This window comes from Liquorilactobacillus mali, assembly GCF_001437155.1.
GTDB lineage: Bacteria > Bacillota > Bacilli > Lactobacillales > Lactobacillaceae > Liquorilactobacillus > Liquorilactobacillus mali_A.
The window spans coordinates 1-19,739 of sequence record NZ_JQAR01000012.1; the positions used below are offsets into that span (position 1 = coordinate 1).

The following is a 19,739-nucleotide window of genomic DNA, read 5'->3' on the forward strand; positions in this document are numbered from 1 at the left end:
AAATTCGGTTTCTCGTCCTATTTGCTTATACAGAGGCTAGTTATGTCACAGCCTCTTGTTTCTGCAAAAAAGCATTTTTATTTTGCAGGAATCAATTTATTCATTATAATTGCGACGATCGCACTAATCGCAATTGGTGAATCCAATAAGTATTGCAATAATTGTGGTGCATGTTTTGATAATGAAGATGGCATGAACAATAAGCCAATTGCAAATATCAGCGGAACACCGATAATATATAATTCACGTTCAGAAAATTCTTCATTTTTAATAACTCTAAAACCGCTCAGCATAATTACCATACAGACAACTGCGAACACCCCGCCAATAACAGCTGAAGGTATTGCATTGATCAAGGCCGATAATTTTCCTAAGAATGATAAAGCAATAAAGAAGATTGATGCGCCAACAAAGATTCTGCGGCTCGCAACGCCTGTAATCGAAATGATCCCAGCGTTAGTGGAGTATCCTGTTAATGGTGTTGCACCTACTAATGAAGATATAAAGCATCCAATTCCTTCACCAATCACACCACGATTAACTTGCTCATCCTTCAATGGTTCTTCGATAACCGCACTAACGGCAAACCATGTACCTGTTGTTTCAGCCAGTAACACCATATAAATAACAAGCATTGTCAAGATTGCTGACCAATTGAATGACAATCCATAATTAATGAATGCAATATGTGGTAAGCTGAAAAATGGTGCACTTGCAACAGTTGAAAGATCTAATCCACCCATCAGAGATGCTGCAAAAGAACCACAGGCCAAAGCTATAATTACCGAGCTGATTCTAAAAATTCTACCAAATTTGGAAAAATACACTCCCAGCATAGAAAATATGATCATAATTGCGGCTGTAATAAATGCTAAGAAGACATTTTGATTCATTGATAATGTTTTTGTTGAGATATAAATATTACTTGTAAAAGCTGTTGGCAATAATGTTAAACCAACAATCATAATAATTGTTCCACTGACAATTGATGGAATAAAGTGCTTTACAATATACTTGTATATGCCTGTAAGCCCTAATAAAGTAACAGCAATTGCACCAATTAATGTTGCACCCATCGCCGTATCTAATTTTCCACCATCACTTATGATGATGCCCACTAAAGCACCAATTGGAACAAATGATGGCCCCTGACACACTGGTAACCGTAGAAAAAACAATACCTGAATTAATGATGCAATCCCAGCACCCAAGAATGTTGATTGAATAAGTGCAGCTGAATTTGTTGCTGACATTGCTACGGCCGACGCAATAATAACAGGTGGAACATAAACATCCATTGCTAAAACATGCTGTAAACCTAAAATTAATGATTGTTGCCATGAAATTTTTTCATCCACTCCAATTGAAAGATTAGAGGATCTGATTTCACTTGTTTTTTCCATTTTTTCTAAATCTCCTTAGGATTTTTTACTTTATTACCTTGGACCCATACTTCCGTAATATTTGCAGGGGTACTCAAGTACAATAACTTAGCCAATCGGCTGAGTGGTTCTGTGTATATGTCGAAACCTGGCAAGTTATTAGCAGGTTGATTGGAATCAAGAACTTGAGCGTCAAAGATTTGCCCCTCTTTGAAGAGACCGACTGGTAAACTTAATGCCTCACCGCCTCCACGAGTTGCAAGGTAGAAAGCTTCCAACACAGAAACTCGCGAGTCTGAAACGCCTCTTTTTTCCTGTTCGATAGTTACATCAACACCATCAGTCAACATTCTACTTGAAATAACAGTTTGTTTAATATTATCATACAGACTTGGAGAAAATCCTCCTGAAATATCTGTCCCAAGACCAACTTTCACACCTTGTTTTTTCAAACGATTGACCGGTAATACTCCATTTGCAAAATAAGCATTTGAAATTGGACAATGAGCGATCGCTGCGCCATGCTTAGCAAAAAGCTCACCATCATGATCATTGACAAAATTGCAATGATCCATGATAGACTTATCATTCACCAAACCAAAATCAGCAAGAACATCTGCATCTCGCTTACCATATCTATCTAAAACGTAGCCATGTTCCCATTGACCCTCACTACAATGAGTTTGTACATAAGCATCGTATTTTTGTGCAAGTATCCCCAATCCTCTAAGAGTCTCATCCGTACAACTTGGCACAAATCTTGGCGTTACAACCGGATAGACACCTTGAGTAACGTTTTTTGCGAGTTCTCTAACTCTCACAATAAACGATTCTGTATCAGCAATTGCCTGTTCGCTGCTCTCATCACGATAGTAATCATGCGTCTGTTCTGGATTATCCATCGCAACTTTGCCAACAAAAGCTCTTTGACCTAATTGAGCAGATATTTTTGCTAACTCTATACTTGATTCAAGATGTTGCGTTGCAAAATAAACGGCCGTTGTTGTCCCGCGATTAAGCAATTGGCGTACCAAATCAGAATATACCTTCTTAGCAAATTCAAGATCGCTGTATCTTGCTTCAAGCGGAAAAGTGCATTCATCAAGCCAAACATTGAGAGGTTCATCCAATGCAACTCCTGCTTGCGGCCACTGTGGTGCGTGGATGTGCAGGTCTATAAAGCCTGGTAAAACAAACTTATCTCCAAAATCAACCAGCAGATTGCTAGCCTCTGCTTCTGTTAATACTTCTTGGTAATCAGAACTACTCTGTGACAGCACGCTCTCAATAATGCCCTGCTTATTAACAGTAATTAGTGCCTTCTCTAAATATTCGGCTTTACCATATGTAGGTGCATGAAAAAAATTACCCTTGAAAACCTGTTTACTTCGCAAAATACTACCTCCATAAATGGGATAACTTTTATGATAGTCATTTGTCAGCTGAAAGTCAAACTATTTTGTTAACTAAATAATAGATAGTTCGCTTTTTATAAGCCGCTAAATTTACAGTTTTATTTGCTTTTTATGAGTGGAAAATTTGTATTACGAGTATTTACACATATATTTGTAATAAATTACGAATTTAATAACAAATTTTGAGCTGCCGCTACCTCATAATATAATCTTTTACCTAGTTCCGAACTAATCTTATCGTTTTGAATCATTAGATTTATTTGTGTTAATTCGTATTGTAAAATCTTACTCAACTCATTGGTCTCTTCTACTTCAGAACTTAGTCGCTTTTCCATCCTATTTTGTTCTGCCAGAATGCTCTGTTTCAATGCAACAACAATTGTTTTATCATCCGTTTCATTCTCAAACCTTTGGATAAACTCTTTATCAATTGGTTCAAAAAAGCTTTCAAGTTCATTGTATGCACCTATCCATCTATTACGGTAGTCAACATCAGAATACTTTTCTAATATAAGTAAGCGCTTGTTGTAAATCTTTATTTTCTCCATAATCTTATTTTTTTTATTTTCAGTAACCGTTTTACTCAATTCCCGTTTGTACTTACGAATCTTACCTTGCGTACGTTCTATCTCCCTACTAACATTATCTCTTTTAAAGATTTTTCTTAAAAAGTATCTCCAATTATGCTTAATGAATTCTTTGTATATTCGACTACGCCTAATTGCTTTATTATTAATATCAGCATTTTTTAGCATCATTTTATCCCAGAGGTTAACTGCATCCGCTGACAAAGTATTTTCACCAATTGCTTTTCTCACCGCTTCATCACGCTTAAGATTTAACTGTTTCATCACATCATGCCATTCTTGACGATCAAGCCTTTGTGAATCCTCATATCCTAATTGCGAGCGTATGCTCAACAACAGTTTTTGTTTCATATTTTTTTCAACCTCAAGCTGTTCAATATAATTAGTTGCAGAATTAACCAATTCCGCATGTGCTTTGCTCAATTCTTCATCAGTATACGATGTTTCCTTCTTTTTTAGGAAGAATCGTAACACTATCAATGGAGTTAACAAACTCAGTAAAATTACAAATGCCGCGATTCCGAGAATTTCCTGCACAACAGCTGAATTGCGTGACAGGTTCATCGTTAATGGGATAGTTAAAGCTAATGCTAGAGTTACTGTTCCATGAACACCACTAATTGCAAAGATAAATGCGTCTTTAATTTTCTTGTCCTTCAGATAAACATAACTGAATCTAACTATTCCCATCACAACATATATTGTAATTGCAAGACTGATTAGCTTTATCCATTCCGACACATCAGCTTCACGTGCAAAAATTTGAACGATTGAAGTTCCAAGTATTACAAAAACAATTCCGTTTAATAAATCAGTTAAAATTTTCCAAAATTGATTAATCAAATTAATCATCTGTGAAGACTGAAGTAAAGTTCGATCTTGCTCTTCCCGATGGAAAATTCCAGCAATGACGACCGCAATAACACCTGAAACATGGATTTCTTCTGCTAACATATAAATAATGATTGGAGTCAAAATCTGTAACATGATGTGCCCCGTTAAATCATTCAACTGACTTCTCAGCAGATTTTGCCGGATCCTTACTATTACAAATGTACTGATAATTCCAAATAAAGCACCTCCTAATGAAACAAAGAGAAACTTCGAAATACTCTCACCTGGTGATAGATGTCCTGTGACTGCCCAAATTCCAGCAAGTTCAAGTGCTACTAATCCAGATGCATCGTTAAACATCGCCTCAAAACTTAAGGACTGTTCTATCTTTGTTGGCATTACCAAACCTTCCTTAACAGATTCAAGAGCAGTTGCATCCGTAGGGGTCGCAATAGCAGAAAGAGCAAGTGCCAGTGCAATTGGCCAATTAAATGCAAATTTGAGTATTATGGTCAAAAAGAACATAGTAATAATTGCTAGAATCACTGCCAACTGAACTATTTTCTTCAAATTTTTTGAAACAATCCTAGCTTTTGTTTGTTGACCCTCATAAAAGAGCAATGGTGCAATAATTAAAACCATAAACCACTCTGGATCTAAACTAACTTCGATTTTTGCTAATCCAGGAATAACAGCAATTAAGACTCCCAAAATAATCTGCCACATAGCTTGTGGAATTGTTTTAAACCTCTGTGCCAAAAAATTTGCGATGATAACTGTGATAATTACTCCCAAAATTTCAAATAATATTTCCATACTTTCTCCCGCCTCATTTTCACTACTCAGAATTATAGTATCATATCATTCATAATTAACTTATCTTAATGGCTTTCATATGCTATAATAAATTACGTTATTTCTGGGTCATTAGCTCAGTTGGGAGAGCGCCTGCTTCGCAAGTAGGAGGTCATCGGTTCAAGTCCGACATGATCCATTGATTATTCAATTCACTCACTTTACTTTGTTTTTGTTAGTATGTATTATTATTGTGAGTAACAATAGAAATGAGGAATCTATACTATGGAAGACAAAGAAGCTTTGAGGGCACGATTATCATCTGAAGAATTCGAAGTTACACAAAATGCTGCAACCGAACGGCCATTCACAGGGAAGTACGATGACTTCTATCAAGATGGGATTTATGTCGATGTTGTCAGTGGCGAACCACTGTTCAGCTCGACAGATAAGTACGATGCTGGATGTGGTTGGCCATCATTTACTAAACCTATTGATAGAACACATATTTCTGAAAAAAGTGACTGGTCTCTGGGAATGCACCGCACTGAAGTTAGAAGTAAGGATGCAGCATCTCATTTAGGACATGTTTTTACAGATGGACCTGTTAGTGAAGGTGGTCTGCGTTATTGTATTAATTCGGCTGCCTTACGCTTCATTCCAGTAGCTGATTTAGAAAAAAACAGATATGGTGAATTTAAAAGTCTATTTGAAAATTAATCCTGATATAAAAAATAGAGTAGTTAGATTAAAAGTCAACTTTTAATCTAACTACTCTATTTATTCTAATTATATTCCACAGGTCCGTCCGCTTCGAAATACTCATGGTAAAGTACTCTATATATTCTTAATTTCGCATTGATACTCAAATTTTACGACTTATGTCGCACTCTCTTACTTTCTTCTACAATAAAATCTTACTACTTTACAAAACTATAATTCTTACTCTTGGCTTGATGAAGTAAATTTGACGAGCCCATTAAGTTATCAAAGTCTGCCTCTTCCATAAGATTTTCAGACAGTATAATTTCTCTAATCGAGGAATGCTCTCTCAACGCCCGTTTTACAATTTTTGTCGTCACTTGGTATCCTAGAACGGGTGTCAGTGCAGTTGCTAAGATAACTGAATTTTCAACTTCATTCTTGCAAACATCCTGATTTACTTCAATTCCTGCAACACAGTTCTCAATCAAGGTTGTAATTGTATTTTCCAAATAACTCTCATTTTGTAATAAATTCCTAAAGATCAACGGTTCAAATGCATTTAACTCAAGTTGTCCGCCTTCAGCTGCCATTGTGATCGCCGCGTCATTGCCAACGACTTGGAAAGCCACCTGGTTTACGACCTCAGGAATAACTGGATTTATTTTGCCCGGCATGATTGATGAACCTGCCTGTCTTGCCGGTAATCTCAATTCTGCCAAACCAGCTTGTGGGCCGCTTGATAATAGTCTCAAATCATTGCTGAATTTTGACAAATTAACGGCCAGTGTCTTCAGCACTCCTGAAAATTCAACGAAAACATCACAATTCTGAGTTGCATCTATTAAGTTATCCGCTGGTTTCAAAGGTATTCTTGTAATTGAACTAAGCTTCCCTACAATATTCTTTTGATAAATATCATCAGCGTTCAAGCCAGTTCCAATGGCTGTCCCACCAAGGTTGACAAAACTGAGATCATCCTTTACATGCTCTAAACGTTTGTAATCTCGTTTAAACAATGAAGCATATGCCCTAAAAGAATTTCCAAAAGTTGTCGGCACAGCATCTTGTAACTGAGTTCTGCCTAATTTGACAACATCATTAAACTCAGTTGCCTTTTTATCTAATGCTTCAATCAAATCAAGTACTTTAGACTGTACTTTTGGAAGCAACTTCAAAAGTGCAACTTTACCGGCAGTTGGAAAAGTATCATTAGTGGACTGTGCTAAGTTAACATCATCATTGGGATGTATTTTTTGTGAATTACTCTGCTTATTTGCCAAATTAGCAATTACTTCATTGACATTCATATTGACCGATGTTCCAGCTCCACCTTGAAAAGCAGGAACTATAAAAGCATTTTGTCTATAGTCTTCCTCAAGCAGCGTATCACATGCAGCAATAATAGCTTTTGCCTTTGTTCCATCCAATGCACCTGAAATATGGTTCGCCATTGCTGCCGCCTTTTTTACCTCAATCAGACTTATGATAAGTAACGGGTTCACCGGTTCATTTGAAATTGGAAAGTTGCGTACTGCTCTTGCAGCATTGATTCCAAATAAAGCATCTTCTTCTATTTCTAATTCACCAACACAGTCTCTTTCAACACGCATGATATGCCTCCATTTATGATTATCATATTTTATAATATGTAAATTATGATATACCAATTACGAAAACATTCAATATTTTATCTTCCAACCTCACTCCAAAATCCTTTGATAAGCATTGAATCCATGCTCTGATATTTAAGAAATAAAAGTATACCATTATTTAAGAGCAAGGCTGTCATTTACTTCATAAATTTTTGCTTCTTTTCTCAGTAACATTTCATCAGACAAAGAAATCTCAATTGGCAGCAAACTATTATATGATTCAAAGAAATATCTACGTGTTTCTAGACAAAAAGCTGTCCGATACACTGTGTAATTAGCTTGATATTTCTTACTTTTGGGCACTACAACACTATTCAAAATATGCCAGCTACTTACAAAGTTTTCAGCCTCATTTTCAGGGATATCCGTCCTTTCTCGATAGTAAACTGCCCGTAAAAATCTACCCGTTGGTGTATATGAACTCGATGGTACTTTCTTTCCAGCAAAGCTCCCGTTACTGATTCGCTGCGGCACTTGTCTTTGAGCTGTCAAATCACTGCGAATATTAAGATAATCAACTAACTTAGCAGCTTGTTTCTCAAAATCTGCTGCATTGGTTACTACTCCATAGTTATTCACTATCATCTTCATTGGGTTTTGATCCGTTTCTAAAATTAAAAGCTGACCGCTTCTATCCGTTATTGCATAATGAAGATGTGGATTTTCATAGGTACGAACTGCATTCTCACCAGACATCAACTGAATATTCGCAATATCAGTAATAATTTCCTTAATCGACTTGTATTTTCCTAATAAATAAAAAGGCAACTCAAAGGGAGCCAATCCCACGTTGCCCGTGTCTAGCTTCTGATTAAGCTTTGCTCCATGACTGAAAGTCAGTTTTTGCACACTTAGGCCGCACTCATTAATGCCATCTGAAATATCGAACTCAAATTGCTTTTTCCTACCAGTTCCAAGTATCCCATACTTATTTTGAAATGAACGATCATTATAATCAGTCCGCCAGCGATATTCACGTGGTACAAAGACGGGACCCGCTTGCAGCGAATTCCAATCCATTGTTCTAGAAAAAACATGTGTCCCATCATTCGCAATTTGTAAGATACTTGTACACATTACGTTTCCTCCCTTTGACTCCTGCTATCATAACCTTTTCAAAATCGGCTAATCATCTTTATATAAGATAAAACAAGCGATAAAATGCATGGTTCATGGTTCTAAGATAAAGATTTTTGGCACTCAGTTTTTTTAAATATTTATTGTCTTTTCGGTTTGGAAACCATTCCTGTGTTTTCTGCCAAATCAGGTCCAATAAGTCAGTTCTAATTTTCTTGTCCTTTAGCTTAATTACCTTGCGCAACAATACATTTCCAAAAAGATTTCGGTAAAAACGATATTCCAGTTCATCATTGTATTCTTTAAATAATTGCTTCTCTTTATAGTAATTCAGAATATCATCGTATATCCATATGATTTCAGCAATACGTCCAGTCTCGCTATAAGAAATTGAATTGCTGCGCTGTACATAATGAACTTCACACTTTGTATCAATTGCAACTTCGGAAATATCATTTAGCCATACAACTACCTTGAAGAAAAAGTTTTGATCTTCATACAGTTTGCCCACTGGAAATGTTACCTTTGTTCTTTCAATCCATTCCCGTAAATACAATTTATTCCAGGCTACGACCCTGCCGTTTACTAGATAATCGGCTAATGAATCATAACCTTGACGCACATCCAGTCTTGTCTTATCCTCAAAGTCCCAGAAGAAATTGCACTCAACGATTTTTTTTGAACCATCATCACTTTGAGCGTACATTCGCTCCAGCATCTCGGATTCGACAAAATCATCTGAATCTATAAACAATAAATAATCTCCGAGCGCATATTGTAAAGCATAGTTGCGAGCATCAGATAAACCGCCATTTTGCTTGTGCAAAGTTCGTATCTGCTCAAAGTTTGCTTGGTATTCATCACACAAATTTCCGGATCCATCTGTGCTTCCGTCATCAACAAGGATAATTTCAAAATCATTTTTATTCATCGTCTGTACAAGTAGACTATCCACACATCTCTTCAAATAGTTTGCAACATTGTAAACTGGCACAATTACACTTATTTTTTTAGTCTTCGTATAATTTTCTTCGGTCATTAATTATTCTCCTCTTGAAATCAACGATTAAACATTCTACGAATTCTACGGGCAAGTCCCCATGAAACACGGAAGAACCAGTTAATTTTCATGCCTATTTTTTTCCCAAATCGCCTATTAATACTCCTAATGATTTTCGTATGTTTCTGACTACGTTCGTCTTGCCAAAGCGCACTATAATGATGGATGCTGATAGTATTCTTCGTTTCGTTTGATTCTCCTGTTAAAAAATCCATTGGTGCAAAATATTCTGTCGGGTAAATATCAACACCTGCAATATTTTGATACGCATTCTTTTTAAGTAGTCCTTTTTTGGCAAAATAATTTGTAGTATAGACTGGAATGGCTACAATATTCATCTCACCATCTTTTTTTATGAAGTCAACTGTATCGTAGATATCTCGCAAGTCCTTAATAACCTGATTTTTCGGTTCTGCCCCAAATCCCAGACCAGGATTAACAGAAACTCCACCTTCATTCTCTTCCATTCCCATAAAGGCTTTCGTCTTCAATAAATCATCCAGTGATTTTTTTAATTCAACATCAGTATCCAGATAAATCCCGCCATTTTGATAAACAATATCAAAGCCTGCATAATCAGAGACAAAGCTCCATTTCTTACGATCATAAGCTTGTTTCATGTATTTATTTTTCTTAACATCGTAGTTAGATTCGTCCCATTGAATTATCTCGTATTCTGGACATAACTCACGCCACTTTGCAATATACTTCTTGTATTCTTCTGGTAATTCTTTGCCACCAAACCAACAATAGTGAATCTTCGTAGGTATCATTTGGCTCTCCTTTAGTTAATTTCTAATAATTTTTGCATAGCCTCTGTAATATAACGTCCATCTCGGATTCTTTGTCCAATAATTCTGACATTTTTGCATAACTCACGATATTTTTCTTCGGTAATATCGGTAAGAACACTATCAAGTTCAGACAAGCTTTCAATAGTAATTCCCAAATCATTTTGCTCTACAAAACTTGCTAGTGCGGCCTTTTTCCAAACAATTACAGGCAATCCAGAGCTCAAATAAAGGGATGCCTTGTGGGGGTTATTATATTTTAGATATTCACCGAAAATTCCATTACACTTTGCTAAACTATCACCATCCCAAATTAAACCAAAACTTTGTTTGAGATATTTTGGAAGTTCTTCTGGTGAATATGAACCCTGATAGTTGATATTTTCAGGGTACTCATCAGCTTGATTCGGGCCATACAAGTATACTGGAGTCTTACACTCCATTTTCTTTAAAAATTCTGATTTACCAAGATTCCCAGCAAAACAAACAGTTCTGTCATATTTATCATGACCTACCATCTGCTGCGGATTGTCATAGTCAAAGATTTCCAAGGATACAATTGGCTTAATCATACCTTCTCTTTTGAGCCACCTGACCATTTCTTCGTTATGAGCAATTATCCCGTCACACTTATTAAAAAAAGCTATTTCTTCAGAAATATATTCAGGTTCATTGCGATGTAATCTTAACGACTCAACGTCATGAAGCAGTAAAAATATTTTTGTCCCATTTTTCTTTTTTACTTCTTCAACAATTTTGTTATTTATTCGTTCGTTAAATGCAGGATATTGGAACAGGACGTTATTCATTTCCTGCCTCTTTATTTCCCGCGGAATATCCCACATAACCTGCTTAATACTCATTAGTTTTGCTTTACGGGCACCATTAAAATAAAAGATGATACTTTTAAAATCTGACCTTTTCAAAAATTTAACAACATCCATTTTTGCCTTTGGGCCTGCCTCATATTGTGTTTTATCGTACATTGAAATCACAAAATTACTCATAATTACCTGACCATTTCCTCTACATAATATAATGAAGATTTCCTACAGTTTATTATACCCGATTGTTCAAAAAAATGAGAGTGCGATATAAACCACAAGGGTAGAATATCAACTTAGATTTACAAATAAGTATAAAAAAGCTAGATCAAAATTAATTTTGACCTAGCTCTTATTTGTTCTCTATAAACATGTTCCATAATTCAAATTCTTCGTACAGCTTTTAAAAATTATAGCAAAGTACTTACTACATTCGTAATTTCGCATTAACATTCAGAATTTCCTTATATTGCACTCCATGATCTCAAATTAAACAAACTCTGAAGTTAGCTTCGCCATCAATACATTCGACAGTATTGTTGGTTTGCCAGAATTTTCAGCAACAATTCTTTGCCATTTTTCGTTATAACCCATACAATCCATCAAGATATAGTCAACTTTGCTTTTTAGTGCTTGTCCAACTGCGGCAAAGTGTTCTTTTGTTCCCGTATAAGGTGACGCATCAATGTAAACGGGATTTAGCCCAGCTTTATGGAATTTGCCGTCCATTTCCTTGATCTGTTCAGGTAGGGGAACGACAACTCCTAATTTTCTGTCAGCAATAACTAATTTCACAACTTGTGGGATGATTTTGTCGGGTTCCAAAAATACACTGTTAGTTGTTTTGAGGTTATTGAATTCTCCAGTACATAAAAGCCAAATTAAAGAATATCCTTTATTTTCAGCCTCATTAATTTTCTTTTGAATTAATGGTTCCACTTTACTACGATCCATTTGTACCGCTCTTCCATCCCGCATGCGTGATACCAAAGTATATTCGTTTCCTACCCCCTCTTTAGGAGCAAGCTGTTCTTGAACTTCCTCATATGTTAATTCATCCAGTGCCCCTGCCTGAACTAAATCAAACTCTGGCCCAAGGATTTTCTCAACCATTGGTGCCACGTCACTTCTTGGAGATTGACCAATTGTAAGCATATAAACTTTTTTCATTAAGGTCCACTCCTTTATTTAATAGTCTTAAACATTGAAGTTCCAAATGAGTAGAGTGCATCAGCTGCGATGAAACCAGATGCAAGTATTCCCATTGGTGCTTCCATTTTTTTACCCCAAATTTTCACAACAACGATCCTAATCAGCAGTCCAATTAGAACTGCCCAACATGCATTTAGGGTTGAGATCAGTAATCCAGTTGCTAACATCACTCCTAATTGTTTGCTTGGGCCACCAATTAGTTGAATAATCGCCCCAGGAATTGCCCAGATTGCCATTTCTTCAGCAATTTTAACAGAAGCTCCCGCCTTGATTGTTGAAACATAAACTGCATCCACTGGTGGAAATAAATTCTGTGAGAATAAAAAATGATATGTTGTGGCAATAATTAAAAGAGCAATCCCAAAGGCAATCAATCCAGCATGATACTGATGTTTACGCCCTTCTTTTTCAATTTGCTTATCTTTACCATTACCACGAATAATATAGCCCGTCTTGAAATCAAATCCCATATCAGCAAAAGCTGGACCAGTTGCCGTACTGAATGCTACCATGATAGCTAATGCTTCATGCGGAAAGCCAAGCAAAATTCCTATTAACAAAGTGATCAAGGCAACTGCAAAGGCAGGAAACCAGCCTGAATGCATTGCAGCAATTCCAACAATAATCTCATGCACAATAGCAGCAAAAGCAGCATAAAATAAGAAAAGCATAAACATTCCAATTGACATATGGGAGTACAATCCTCCCATGATTGCCACTAACAATGAAATTAAAAAGTAAAGTAAGTATCCTAAGCCTAAAGTTTTTTTAGCAGAAGCCGATGATCTTGTCATTTCTTCTTCGGATTCAACATCAATTTTGCCTTTATTTCCGAAAATCAAGACTCCTGCTTGAATTAACGCAACAATCCCAGCACCAATCATTATCCCATGCGGAACATACATTGAGCTCAAATTCAAATTAAGCACTGGCATTGCATATTGTGTAATTAAAAGTCCTAAGCCAAACATTCCTAATGCAAATTCATTACCGATAAAAGCAACACCAAAGGCTGACATTGGAATCGATAACATTGAACCAATAAGTCCGATTACTGCACCCACACCCAGTAATCCTGCGCGTTTACCACCTTTTTGACCTGCAAGAATAGATTCAGCTGTAGCAACACCTGGAGCCCACACTTCTTTTGCTGGAAATAGCTTAGAATCAAACAAGCGATAAAGCATGAATGAATCAACGAACATTGCTAAAGCTGCTCCGATTAAAGCAGGAAAAATCAAATCAGTTTTCCCTAAGACAAATGGAATACCAATTGGAATTAGCAAACTATTAGCTGCTCCAAAAGTTGCTGACGAGATTGCAGTTTGAATTAAGTTCTGGCGGTGAATAGATTGATATTTTTTGAAAAATTTCATTGGTATTCTTGATATCAACATTGCAATCAAGGCACCAATAATAGCTGTATTAGGAGTAACTCCTAGTGTAACAATAATTTGAATACCAATTATTGCACCAAGTACACTAGTTAAAATAATCAAAATCATCGTTGCAAGTTCAAATACTTTTGGATGTTTTTCTTCATTATTCATAATCTATTCCTCCTGAATTGGGATCCATTGCCATTTAAATAAAAATTAACCATTGAACCTTCAGCATCAACAGCATCAATAACTGGTACATCAATAACCTCCTGCAAAAGACTCTTTAAATTTATTGTTCCCATGCCAGTACATGCGAATAAAATTTGTTGAGCTCCTTGTTCAATTAATTGTTTAACCGCTGTTATACAATTTTCTTGACCGACAGATGTTAGTAAATCATTAGTATTATTAATATTTTTTGGTTTAATGTATCCCGCAAATAATTCATCCAAATTTTCTTCAATCACGGTAGGAACGATCGAGGTAATCCCTATAACTCCTGTTTTCTTACCAGTTGAACGTGCAATTAACGCTGCACTGCTTCCTGCACCAATCACAAATAATCCAGTTTCTTCACGTAATTGTTCAATAGCCGGATCAGCCGCACAACTAACAATTAGGTCTGTACAACCTTGTTCTTTGAATTGCTTCCCTAATTCAAGAATTTTGGGAACTGCTAATACTTCTGTTTCATCATTATGTATTCCGTTATATTGATTCGGAATGCATGCACTTTTAATACTCAATCCATATTTCTTTTCGATAACCTGAGCATGTCGGTTGACTTCCTCAGGCCTTTCTAAGGTAACTACTCGTATCAAACCAATCATTTTTTAAAATTCCTCTCTATATGAATTTTCCTTCCTTCATAATTAACTCATCATCCAAATAGAATGTCGGTTCTAAAATAATCCCATCCAAATGAACTCCCGCGTCAGTTTCTCCACCAAATGTCTTATTACTACCAAATGCCACGTGAACTGTACCAGCAACCTTCTCATCTTCTAAAATGTTGCCTGTAAGTCTAGCCGCCCTATTTGTTCCTATCCCAAATTCAGCGACATTACGTCCCAAATTTGGCCCAAGAATATCAAGAATCGTTTTACTGCAATACCCCTTAATATCTAGCAAACGTCCATTTTCAATGATGAGTTTAATTGGTTCTTTAAGTTTCCCAACTCCAACAAATGAACCATCAACTATCAAAGTTCCATTCGCAGAACCTTCAACTGGTGCAATGTATGCTTCACCAGAAGGTAAATTCCCAGATTCACCAGAATTTTTATAGACACCAACGCTTCGAATTCCAACACGGTTTTCAACTGAAAAAGTAAATTGTTGGCCATTTTTTACGATTCTTACATTTTTGGTATCATTTAGTTTTTCAATAAGATTATCCGTCAGTTTCTCAACTTCATCATAATCTGCTGTAATTGCACCATTAGCAAACATCTCAGACGTTATCCCTGGCATAGTAGCCACACGTGCTCCAGCTAAAACTGCATTTTCCTTGGCCTTTGTATGTGTTACCGAGTTTTTGGTAATACATACAACTACATCAGATAACTCCATTGCTTTTGCCGCAATTAAGGGAGGCTCTTCTCCAGCTCTACTAGAATTTGGAATTTCAATATATAATGGGTTATCAGTTAGATACTTTGCTGCTTTGTATAGCGCTTTTCCCAATTCACTCTTATCCTCATCACTTAGAATTAAGACATTTTCGGTGGATTTTACACCAAGATTATTTTTCAAAATTTTTTTTGAAGTCTCAATAATTGATTCGCTCAAAATTTTTCATCTCCTAGATTAACCTACTAGCCTACTCTATTGCCAAGAGTTTGCAGCCTGCTCATTGAACCGTATAACTCCTCAAGATGATCGAATTCTTTTGCATCGTAAAACTCAATCTTGCCATCTGTAAATTCCTTTGCAACTTCAATAACAAAACGCACGGCATCTGCAATATCTACCTCATGACTAGCACCTGTCCCGCAACCGGGGACTGCACTTATCGTTGTAATGGCAACACCAACAACGGGAGCTTTAGTCGCAACTGAAGGTTGGAGAATAGAATTAATATGATATACATCATTCCCGTATGGTGTAATATCTTGTGTACTTACGGGAAATGTATGTGCCAGTTGACCTGTAGCCATTTCCATAAGTCTAACTAGATCTGAATTGACTTTTAAAACATATCCCGATTTAACAGTTGGTGAAAGTGATATTCCCTTATGGTTAATAATTACATTTCCTTTTGTTGTATCAATGGATAAAATTGCCTCCATCTCTGACGTGACTTCATGTTTGTTCATCTCCATAATTGTTACCGGGGAGTCCATAAAGTCTACTGGGTAATGCGGTGCAGTTGGTGCATTTGGACAAATATGTGTCGTCACAATTACATCACCGGGTAACTCATCTTTTTTTGTTTTCATCAATGCTATCTTGTAGGCAGCTGCAATCGCCGCAATCGCACCATCACCATCCGATACCAATCCGATTCTGCTTGGGCGGGCTCCAATTCCACCTAATCGTCCAACTATTCCAAGTGTCGGTGCATTGCCACCACTGCTTTTCCCACTAGCACCAGGAATTGTTATCTTGACAAAGTCTGTTTTGCCCTTTTCACCACTAACTTCAGTAACCTTCACTTTTACAAACTCAAATTTTTCAAAAAGTGCTGCAATATCTTTTCCACTTACTCGACCATCATCAATAATTTCTTTTACTTCTATTACTTGTTTTAATACCATTTAAATCACTCCATTTTTGAATACTCTATTTTTTTCTTTGATTAAAGTTTTAATAAATAGTAAACTATAAAAAATTAGTTTTGGGATGTGGAACTTTGTTAAAAACACTTAATCAAGCTTTAGAAATATTAAATCTCTTCACACAAGAACATAGTCGTTGGACATCTAAGGAAATATCGCAAAAATTGGAAATTCCTGTAATCAACGTCTATCGTATTCTTGAGACATTTGTTGCAAATGAGTACTTGTTAAAAGATAAGGACTCAAAACAATACGAAATTGGACCAGCTCTAACTATTCTTAGCTATCTCGCATTTCAAAAATACAATGTGTATACAATGATTCATCCTTATCTTGAAGAACTTATGAAAGAAACAGGAGAAGCAGTATATCTGATAAAGAGCGAAGCAAATTATGCTATAAATGTTGATGCTGTAATCCCTGAAAATAAAGTAAGCTTTGCTGTCTCGCTTAACAAAAAAATTCCACTGTACTCTGGTGCATCTTATTGGTCAATACTTGCTTTTCTGCCCCAAAAAATAATTGATGAAACTCTCTCTTCTCCTTTCACCAACCTATTAAAACCGAAAAAACTAACACCCGAAAAACTACAAAAAGAATTAGAAAAAGTTCGTAAAACAGGTTGGTCAGTAAGTTATGAAATCACAACTCCTGACGTTGTCTCCATATCTGCGCCAATATTTTCAAATAAAAAAATAGTTGGTGCTTTAACAGTTGCCAAACCAATTTTTAGAACTAAAAAAGAACAAGTCTCAGTGCTAGGCCAGCTAGTAAAAACAACTGCTAATCAAGTTTCGGTGACTCTAGATAAAAACAACATCCAATTAAATTCATATACATTTTTCAAAGAGCGAGGAAAAGCTAGTCTATAAAATTTCATTATATGAATTAATGTTTCATATAATGAAATTTATAATTAAGATAGTAGCAAACAAAAATTAGTAAATCAACTTATTTTCTAATTTTTTTTTAATTTTAAGTGTATTTCTTTTAATCTAACTTTTTTTATTACTTTTACTTTTAAAAACAAAATTGTTAAAAAAATGGAGCCAGTGCAAATTCTAATTTTGCACTAGCTCCTTATTTTTTCTCTATAAACATGTTACATAATTCAAATTCCTCGTCTAGTTCCTAAAAATCATAGTAAAATACCTACACATTCGTAATTTCTCATTAACATTCAGAATTTACCGTTTTATATTGAACTCCTTTTAATTTAACTATTCGGTGATTTTTTATAATTTATAAATATTCCTTTATTAGCCAAATTATCAATACATTCTTTCATATATTGTTCATCATGTTCTGGATAAATTGGTCGTGTCTTTTTAACCATGCCCAAATTCTCATAAGGTGAGCAAGATTTGCCACGATAATCTTTGTCATACCAGGCTACATCCGGTTGATACCCTCTTCTTTTCATTTCATCCATTACCAAAATATGAAATTGGTACAACTTATATGGTGAGTACGAAAAAACATAATCTACAGTTGCATGTTTCCTCCCCCAGCCATTTCCTCTAAGTGCTGCAATTTCTCTATGCTGCCCCAAAAGTTGTTGCCTTGGTAATTTTTTAATAAGATCTTCGTGCCATAGTCTCATTAATTATTCGCCCTTCTTAATTTTTTTATCAATGTTGACTCCATAAGATATTTAACTTCATATTTATCTGTCAGTGCGACCAAATATTGACCTAGTTCATCATCTTTTTCTCTAAGTTTAATCAACAATGACTGATATTTCTTTTTTTCTTCAATTGTTGCTTTGTTCTTAAAATAACCCCAAACATGTTGGTATGCAGTTGTTAGTGTCTTGATTGTTGGGGATATAGACTCAGTTTCCCTCAAAATTTGCTGATATCTTTTCTGACTTTCTTCATCCCAATGATTTCCCTTCGCTAAAGTCCTAATTTCATTGTAAAATTGCTGCGATCGCGACATCACCCAATATTTATTTTGTGCCCAAGGTTCTTGCCACTTCTCCATTATGTACTCCTTATGCTTCTTTTTATTTCTTTTCTAAGCATACATTCTAATTATCCATACTGCAAAAAATCAAACTTAGATAACTGAGGATCCAATAAAAAGACTTGAAGTGTGACATAAGTCTGTAAAAATCTGACTACTAATGAGAAATTGCAAATATAGCGCGTACTTTACTATGAGCAATTCGAGATTAGGCGGAGAATTTTGACTTATGGAACACGTTTATCCGCAACAAAAAAGGAGCTAAGTCAAAAATTAACTTTTGACCCAGCCCTTACTCAATTTGTCAGTTTCGTGATTTTTTCAGTGTTCAGAGTTCTATCTAACTCCACCAACTGTCACACTTCACTTTATTACTTGGTTCTCTTAACTCGTTGCAGTCCGTGCATGTTACCTAGAATGAACACCAGAATTCCTAACCATATAAACACAAATACAACTGTTTTATGCCAACTGAATGATTCATTCATCACAAAAATTGCCATTAACAACTGGATAGTTGGATTTAAATATTGGATGAATCCAAGTGTTATAAAGTCCGTATTTTTCGTTGCCACTGCGAATAACAACAACGGAATCACCGTAATAATACCGCTAAGTATCAGCAAAGTTGTTACTCCTAATCCATCCTGCGTCATCACATGAGGTGAAATCAGAAGATATACTATGGCGACTGGTGCCACAAAAATGGTTTCTAGCGTTAATGAAATAGTCGCGGGTAACTGAACTTGCTTCTTAATTAATCCGTACAAGCAAAAAGAGGCTGCCATTAATAGTGTATTTAAGGGTAACGAACCAGTCTGAATTGTAAGGATCACCACTCCAATAATGACCAATAAAAGCGCTATTGCTTTTGAACGTGATAATTTTTCATGCAAAAACATAAGCGCAATAACAACATTCATCAGCGGCATTATATAATACCCCAGACTTGCTTCCGTTGCTTCGTGATGAGTAACCATATAGATATAAATGAACCAATTGATAGAAATTAAATATGAACTTAAGATAATCCAAAAAATTTTACGGTTCTTAATTAATTGCTTAGTTGTCCACCAAATTGTTTTCCAATCCCTTTGGACTGTCAGTACTATACAAATTGTAAGTAAGGAGAACACAATTCTATATGCAAGTGTATCCAATGCCGGCACCACACTGAGCAATTCCCAAAATACACCTAATAGCCCCCATAAAGTGTAGGCGGCTAAACCCGAGGTTATGCCTAAACGTCTTTTTTCCATCACTATTCTCCTTCAT

18 protein-coding genes and 1 tRNA gene are annotated in these 19,739 nt (G+C 35.8%); 3 read left to right on the forward strand and 16 right to left on the reverse strand.

All coding sequences use genetic code 11. The features are described 5' to 3' along the window. Window positions 1-77: 77 nt before the first annotated feature. The 3 genes from IV36_RS06390 to IV36_RS06400 all read right to left on the reverse strand — a co-directional run bounded on the left by IV36_RS06390 (window position 78) and on the right by IV36_RS06400 (window position 5,034). Window positions 78-1,403: a uracil-xanthine permease family protein gene (locus IV36_RS06390; RefSeq protein ID WP_056991377.1), complete on the reverse strand. Its 1,326-nt coding sequence runs from the start codon at window positions 1,401-1,403 to the stop codon at window positions 78-80. Window positions 1,404-1,408: 5 nt separating this feature from the next. Continuing rightward, window positions 1,409-2,776, reverse strand: coding sequence for a guanine deaminase (gene guaD, locus IV36_RS06395; RefSeq protein ID WP_056991378.1), 1,368 nt, complete (start codon window positions 2,774-2,776; stop codon window positions 1,409-1,411). Window positions 2,777-2,958: 182 nt separating this feature from the next. After that, on the reverse strand, window positions 2,959-5,034 hold the full coding sequence (locus tag IV36_RS06400) for a cation:proton antiporter domain-containing protein (RefSeq protein ID WP_056991379.1): 2,076 nt from the start codon (window positions 5,032-5,034) through the stop codon (window positions 2,959-2,961). 105 nt (window positions 5,035-5,139) lie between these two features. Here IV36_RS06400 and IV36_RS06405 point away from each other — a divergent pair. Further along, window positions 5,140-5,212: transfer RNA gene (locus IV36_RS06405), tRNA-Ala, on the forward strand. Between the two features lie 86 nt (window positions 5,213-5,298). Next, entirely contained in the window at window positions 5,299-5,733 is a 435-nt protein-coding gene (gene msrB / locus IV36_RS06410; RefSeq protein WP_056991380.1) for a peptide-methionine (R)-S-oxide reductase MsrB, read from the forward strand. A 200-nt stretch (window positions 5,734-5,933) separates the two neighbouring features. Here msrB and IV36_RS06415 read toward each other — a convergent pair whose 3' ends face one another. From IV36_RS06415 to IV36_RS06460, 10 genes are all read right to left on the reverse strand, one after another. Further along, entirely contained in the window at window positions 5,934-7,328 is a 1,395-nt protein-coding gene (locus tag IV36_RS06415; protein ID WP_056991381.1) for an aspartate ammonia-lyase, read from the reverse strand. A gap of 156 nt (window positions 7,329-7,484) precedes the next feature. Then, window positions 7,485-8,447 (reverse strand): linear amide C-N hydrolase, encoded by a 963-nt coding sequence (locus IV36_RS06420; protein WP_056991382.1) that lies wholly within the window; start codon window positions 8,445-8,447, stop codon window positions 7,485-7,487. Window positions 8,448-8,505: 58 nt separating this feature from the next. After that, complete coding sequence (locus IV36_RS06425) at window positions 8,506-9,486, reverse strand: glycosyltransferase family 2 protein (RefSeq protein ID WP_056991383.1); 981 nt, start codon at window positions 9,484-9,486, stop codon at window positions 8,506-8,508. A gap of 20 nt (window positions 9,487-9,506) precedes the next feature. Beyond that, on the reverse strand, window positions 9,507-10,280 hold the full coding sequence (locus IV36_RS06430; RefSeq protein ID WP_056991384.1) for a glycosyltransferase family 32 protein: 774 nt from the start codon (window positions 10,278-10,280) through the stop codon (window positions 9,507-9,509). An 11-nt stretch (window positions 10,281-10,291) separates the two neighbouring features. Then, window positions 10,292-11,305, reverse strand: coding sequence for a sugar transferase (locus IV36_RS06435; RefSeq protein ID WP_056991385.1), 1,014 nt, complete (start codon window positions 11,303-11,305; stop codon window positions 10,292-10,294). Window positions 11,306-11,611: 306 nt separating this feature from the next. After that, window positions 11,612-12,292, reverse strand: coding sequence for an AroM family protein (locus tag IV36_RS06440; RefSeq protein WP_056991386.1), 681 nt, complete (start codon window positions 12,290-12,292; stop codon window positions 11,612-11,614). Window positions 12,293-12,306: 14 nt separating this feature from the next. Next, entirely contained in the window at window positions 12,307-13,884 is a 1,578-nt protein-coding gene (locus IV36_RS06445) for an OPT/YSL family transporter (protein ID WP_056991387.1), read from the reverse strand. Continuing rightward, a complete protein-coding gene (locus IV36_RS06450; protein WP_056991388.1) occupies window positions 13,881-14,546 on the reverse strand; it encodes an aspartate/glutamate racemase family protein in 666 nt (221 codons plus the stop codon). Before IV36_RS06450 ends, IV36_RS06445 begins: the two co-directional genes overlap by 4 nt. A 16-nt stretch (window positions 14,547-14,562) precedes the next feature. Beyond that, the gene (locus IV36_RS06455) at window positions 14,563-15,507 is read right to left on the reverse strand and encodes an aminopeptidase (RefSeq protein WP_056991389.1); all 945 of its coding nucleotides are present in this window, start codon (window positions 15,505-15,507) and stop codon (window positions 14,563-14,565) included. 26 nt (window positions 15,508-15,533) lie between these two features. Next, entirely contained in the window at window positions 15,534-16,475 is a 942-nt protein-coding gene (locus IV36_RS06460) for a DUF1177 domain-containing protein (RefSeq protein ID WP_056991390.1), read from the reverse strand. Window positions 16,476-16,570: 95 nt separating this feature from the next. Here IV36_RS06460 and IV36_RS06465 point away from each other — a divergent pair, with 95 nt between their 5' ends. Continuing rightward, complete coding sequence (locus tag IV36_RS06465; RefSeq protein WP_056991391.1) at window positions 16,571-17,368, forward strand: IclR family transcriptional regulator; 798 nt, start codon at window positions 16,571-16,573, stop codon at window positions 17,366-17,368. A 344-nt stretch (window positions 17,369-17,712) separates the two neighbouring features. Here the strand turns inward: IV36_RS06465 and IV36_RS06470 are convergent, their stop codons facing one another. The 3 genes from IV36_RS06470 to rarD form a co-directional block, all read right to left on the reverse strand. Next, window positions 17,713-18,099 (reverse strand): TIGR02328 family protein, encoded by a 387-nt coding sequence (locus IV36_RS06470; protein ID WP_056991392.1) that lies wholly within the window; start codon window positions 18,097-18,099, stop codon window positions 17,713-17,715. Continuing rightward, window positions 18,099-18,482 (reverse strand): YbgA family protein, encoded by a 384-nt coding sequence (locus IV36_RS06475; protein ID WP_056991393.1) that lies wholly within the window; start codon window positions 18,480-18,482, stop codon window positions 18,099-18,101. The genes IV36_RS06470 and IV36_RS06475 overlap by 1 nt, the downstream gene beginning before the upstream one ends. Before the next feature lie 353 nt (window positions 18,483-18,835). Further along, entirely contained in the window at window positions 18,836-19,723 is an 888-nt protein-coding gene (gene rarD, locus IV36_RS06480; protein ID WP_056991394.1) for an EamA family transporter RarD, read from the reverse strand. Between the last annotated feature and the right edge of the window lie 16 nt (window positions 19,724-19,739).

Bases quoted from the DNA above. Each gene is read 5' to 3' on its own strand.
- IV36_RS06445 (WP_056991387.1), bottom strand. From the start codon at position 13,884: ATGAATAATGAAGAAAAACATCCAAAAGTATTTGAACTTGCAACGATG.
- IV36_RS06435 (WP_056991385.1), bottom strand. From the start codon at position 11,305: ATGAGTAATTTTGTGATTTCAATGTACGATAAAACACAATATGAGGCA.
- IV36_RS06425 (WP_056991383.1), bottom strand. From the start codon at position 9,486: ATGACCGAAGAAAATTATACGAAGACTAAAAAAATAAGTGTAATTGTG.
- IV36_RS06400 (WP_056991379.1), bottom strand. From the start codon at position 5,034: ATGGAAATATTATTTGAAATTTTGGGAGTAATTATCACAGTTATCATC.
- msrB (WP_056991380.1), top strand. From the start codon at position 5,299: ATGGAAGACAAAGAAGCTTTGAGGGCACGATTATCATCTGAAGAATTC.
- IV36_RS06390 (WP_056991377.1), bottom strand. From the start codon at position 1,403: ATGGAAAAAACAAGTGAAATCAGATCCTCTAATCTTTCAATTGGAGTG.
- IV36_RS06450 (WP_056991388.1), bottom strand. From the start codon at position 14,546: ATGATTGGTTTGATACGAGTAGTTACCTTAGAAAGGCCTGAGGAAGTC.
- IV36_RS06415 (WP_056991381.1), bottom strand. From the start codon at position 7,328: ATGCGTGTTGAAAGAGACTGTGTTGGTGAATTAGAAATAGAAGAAGAT.
- IV36_RS06475 (WP_056991393.1), bottom strand. From the start codon at position 18,482: ATGGAGAAGTGGCAAGAACCTTGGGCACAAAATAAATATTGGGTGATG.
- IV36_RS06470 (WP_056991392.1), bottom strand. From the start codon at position 18,099: ATGAGACTATGGCACGAAGATCTTATTAAAAAATTACCAAGGCAACAA.
- rarD (WP_056991394.1), bottom strand. From the start codon at position 19,723: ATGGAAAAAAGACGTTTAGGCATAACCTCGGGTTTAGCCGCCTACACT.
- IV36_RS06430 (WP_056991384.1), bottom strand. From the start codon at position 10,280: ATGATACCTACGAAGATTCACTATTGTTGGTTTGGTGGCAAAGAATTA.
- IV36_RS06460 (WP_056991390.1), bottom strand. From the start codon at position 16,475: ATGGTATTAAAACAAGTAATAGAAGTAAAAGAAATTATTGATGATGGT.
- IV36_RS06440 (WP_056991386.1), bottom strand. From the start codon at position 12,292: ATGAAAAAAGTTTATATGCTTACAATTGGTCAATCTCCAAGAAGTGAC.
- IV36_RS06420 (WP_056991382.1), bottom strand. From the start codon at position 8,447: ATGTGTACAAGTATCTTACAAATTGCGAATGATGGGACACATGTTTTT.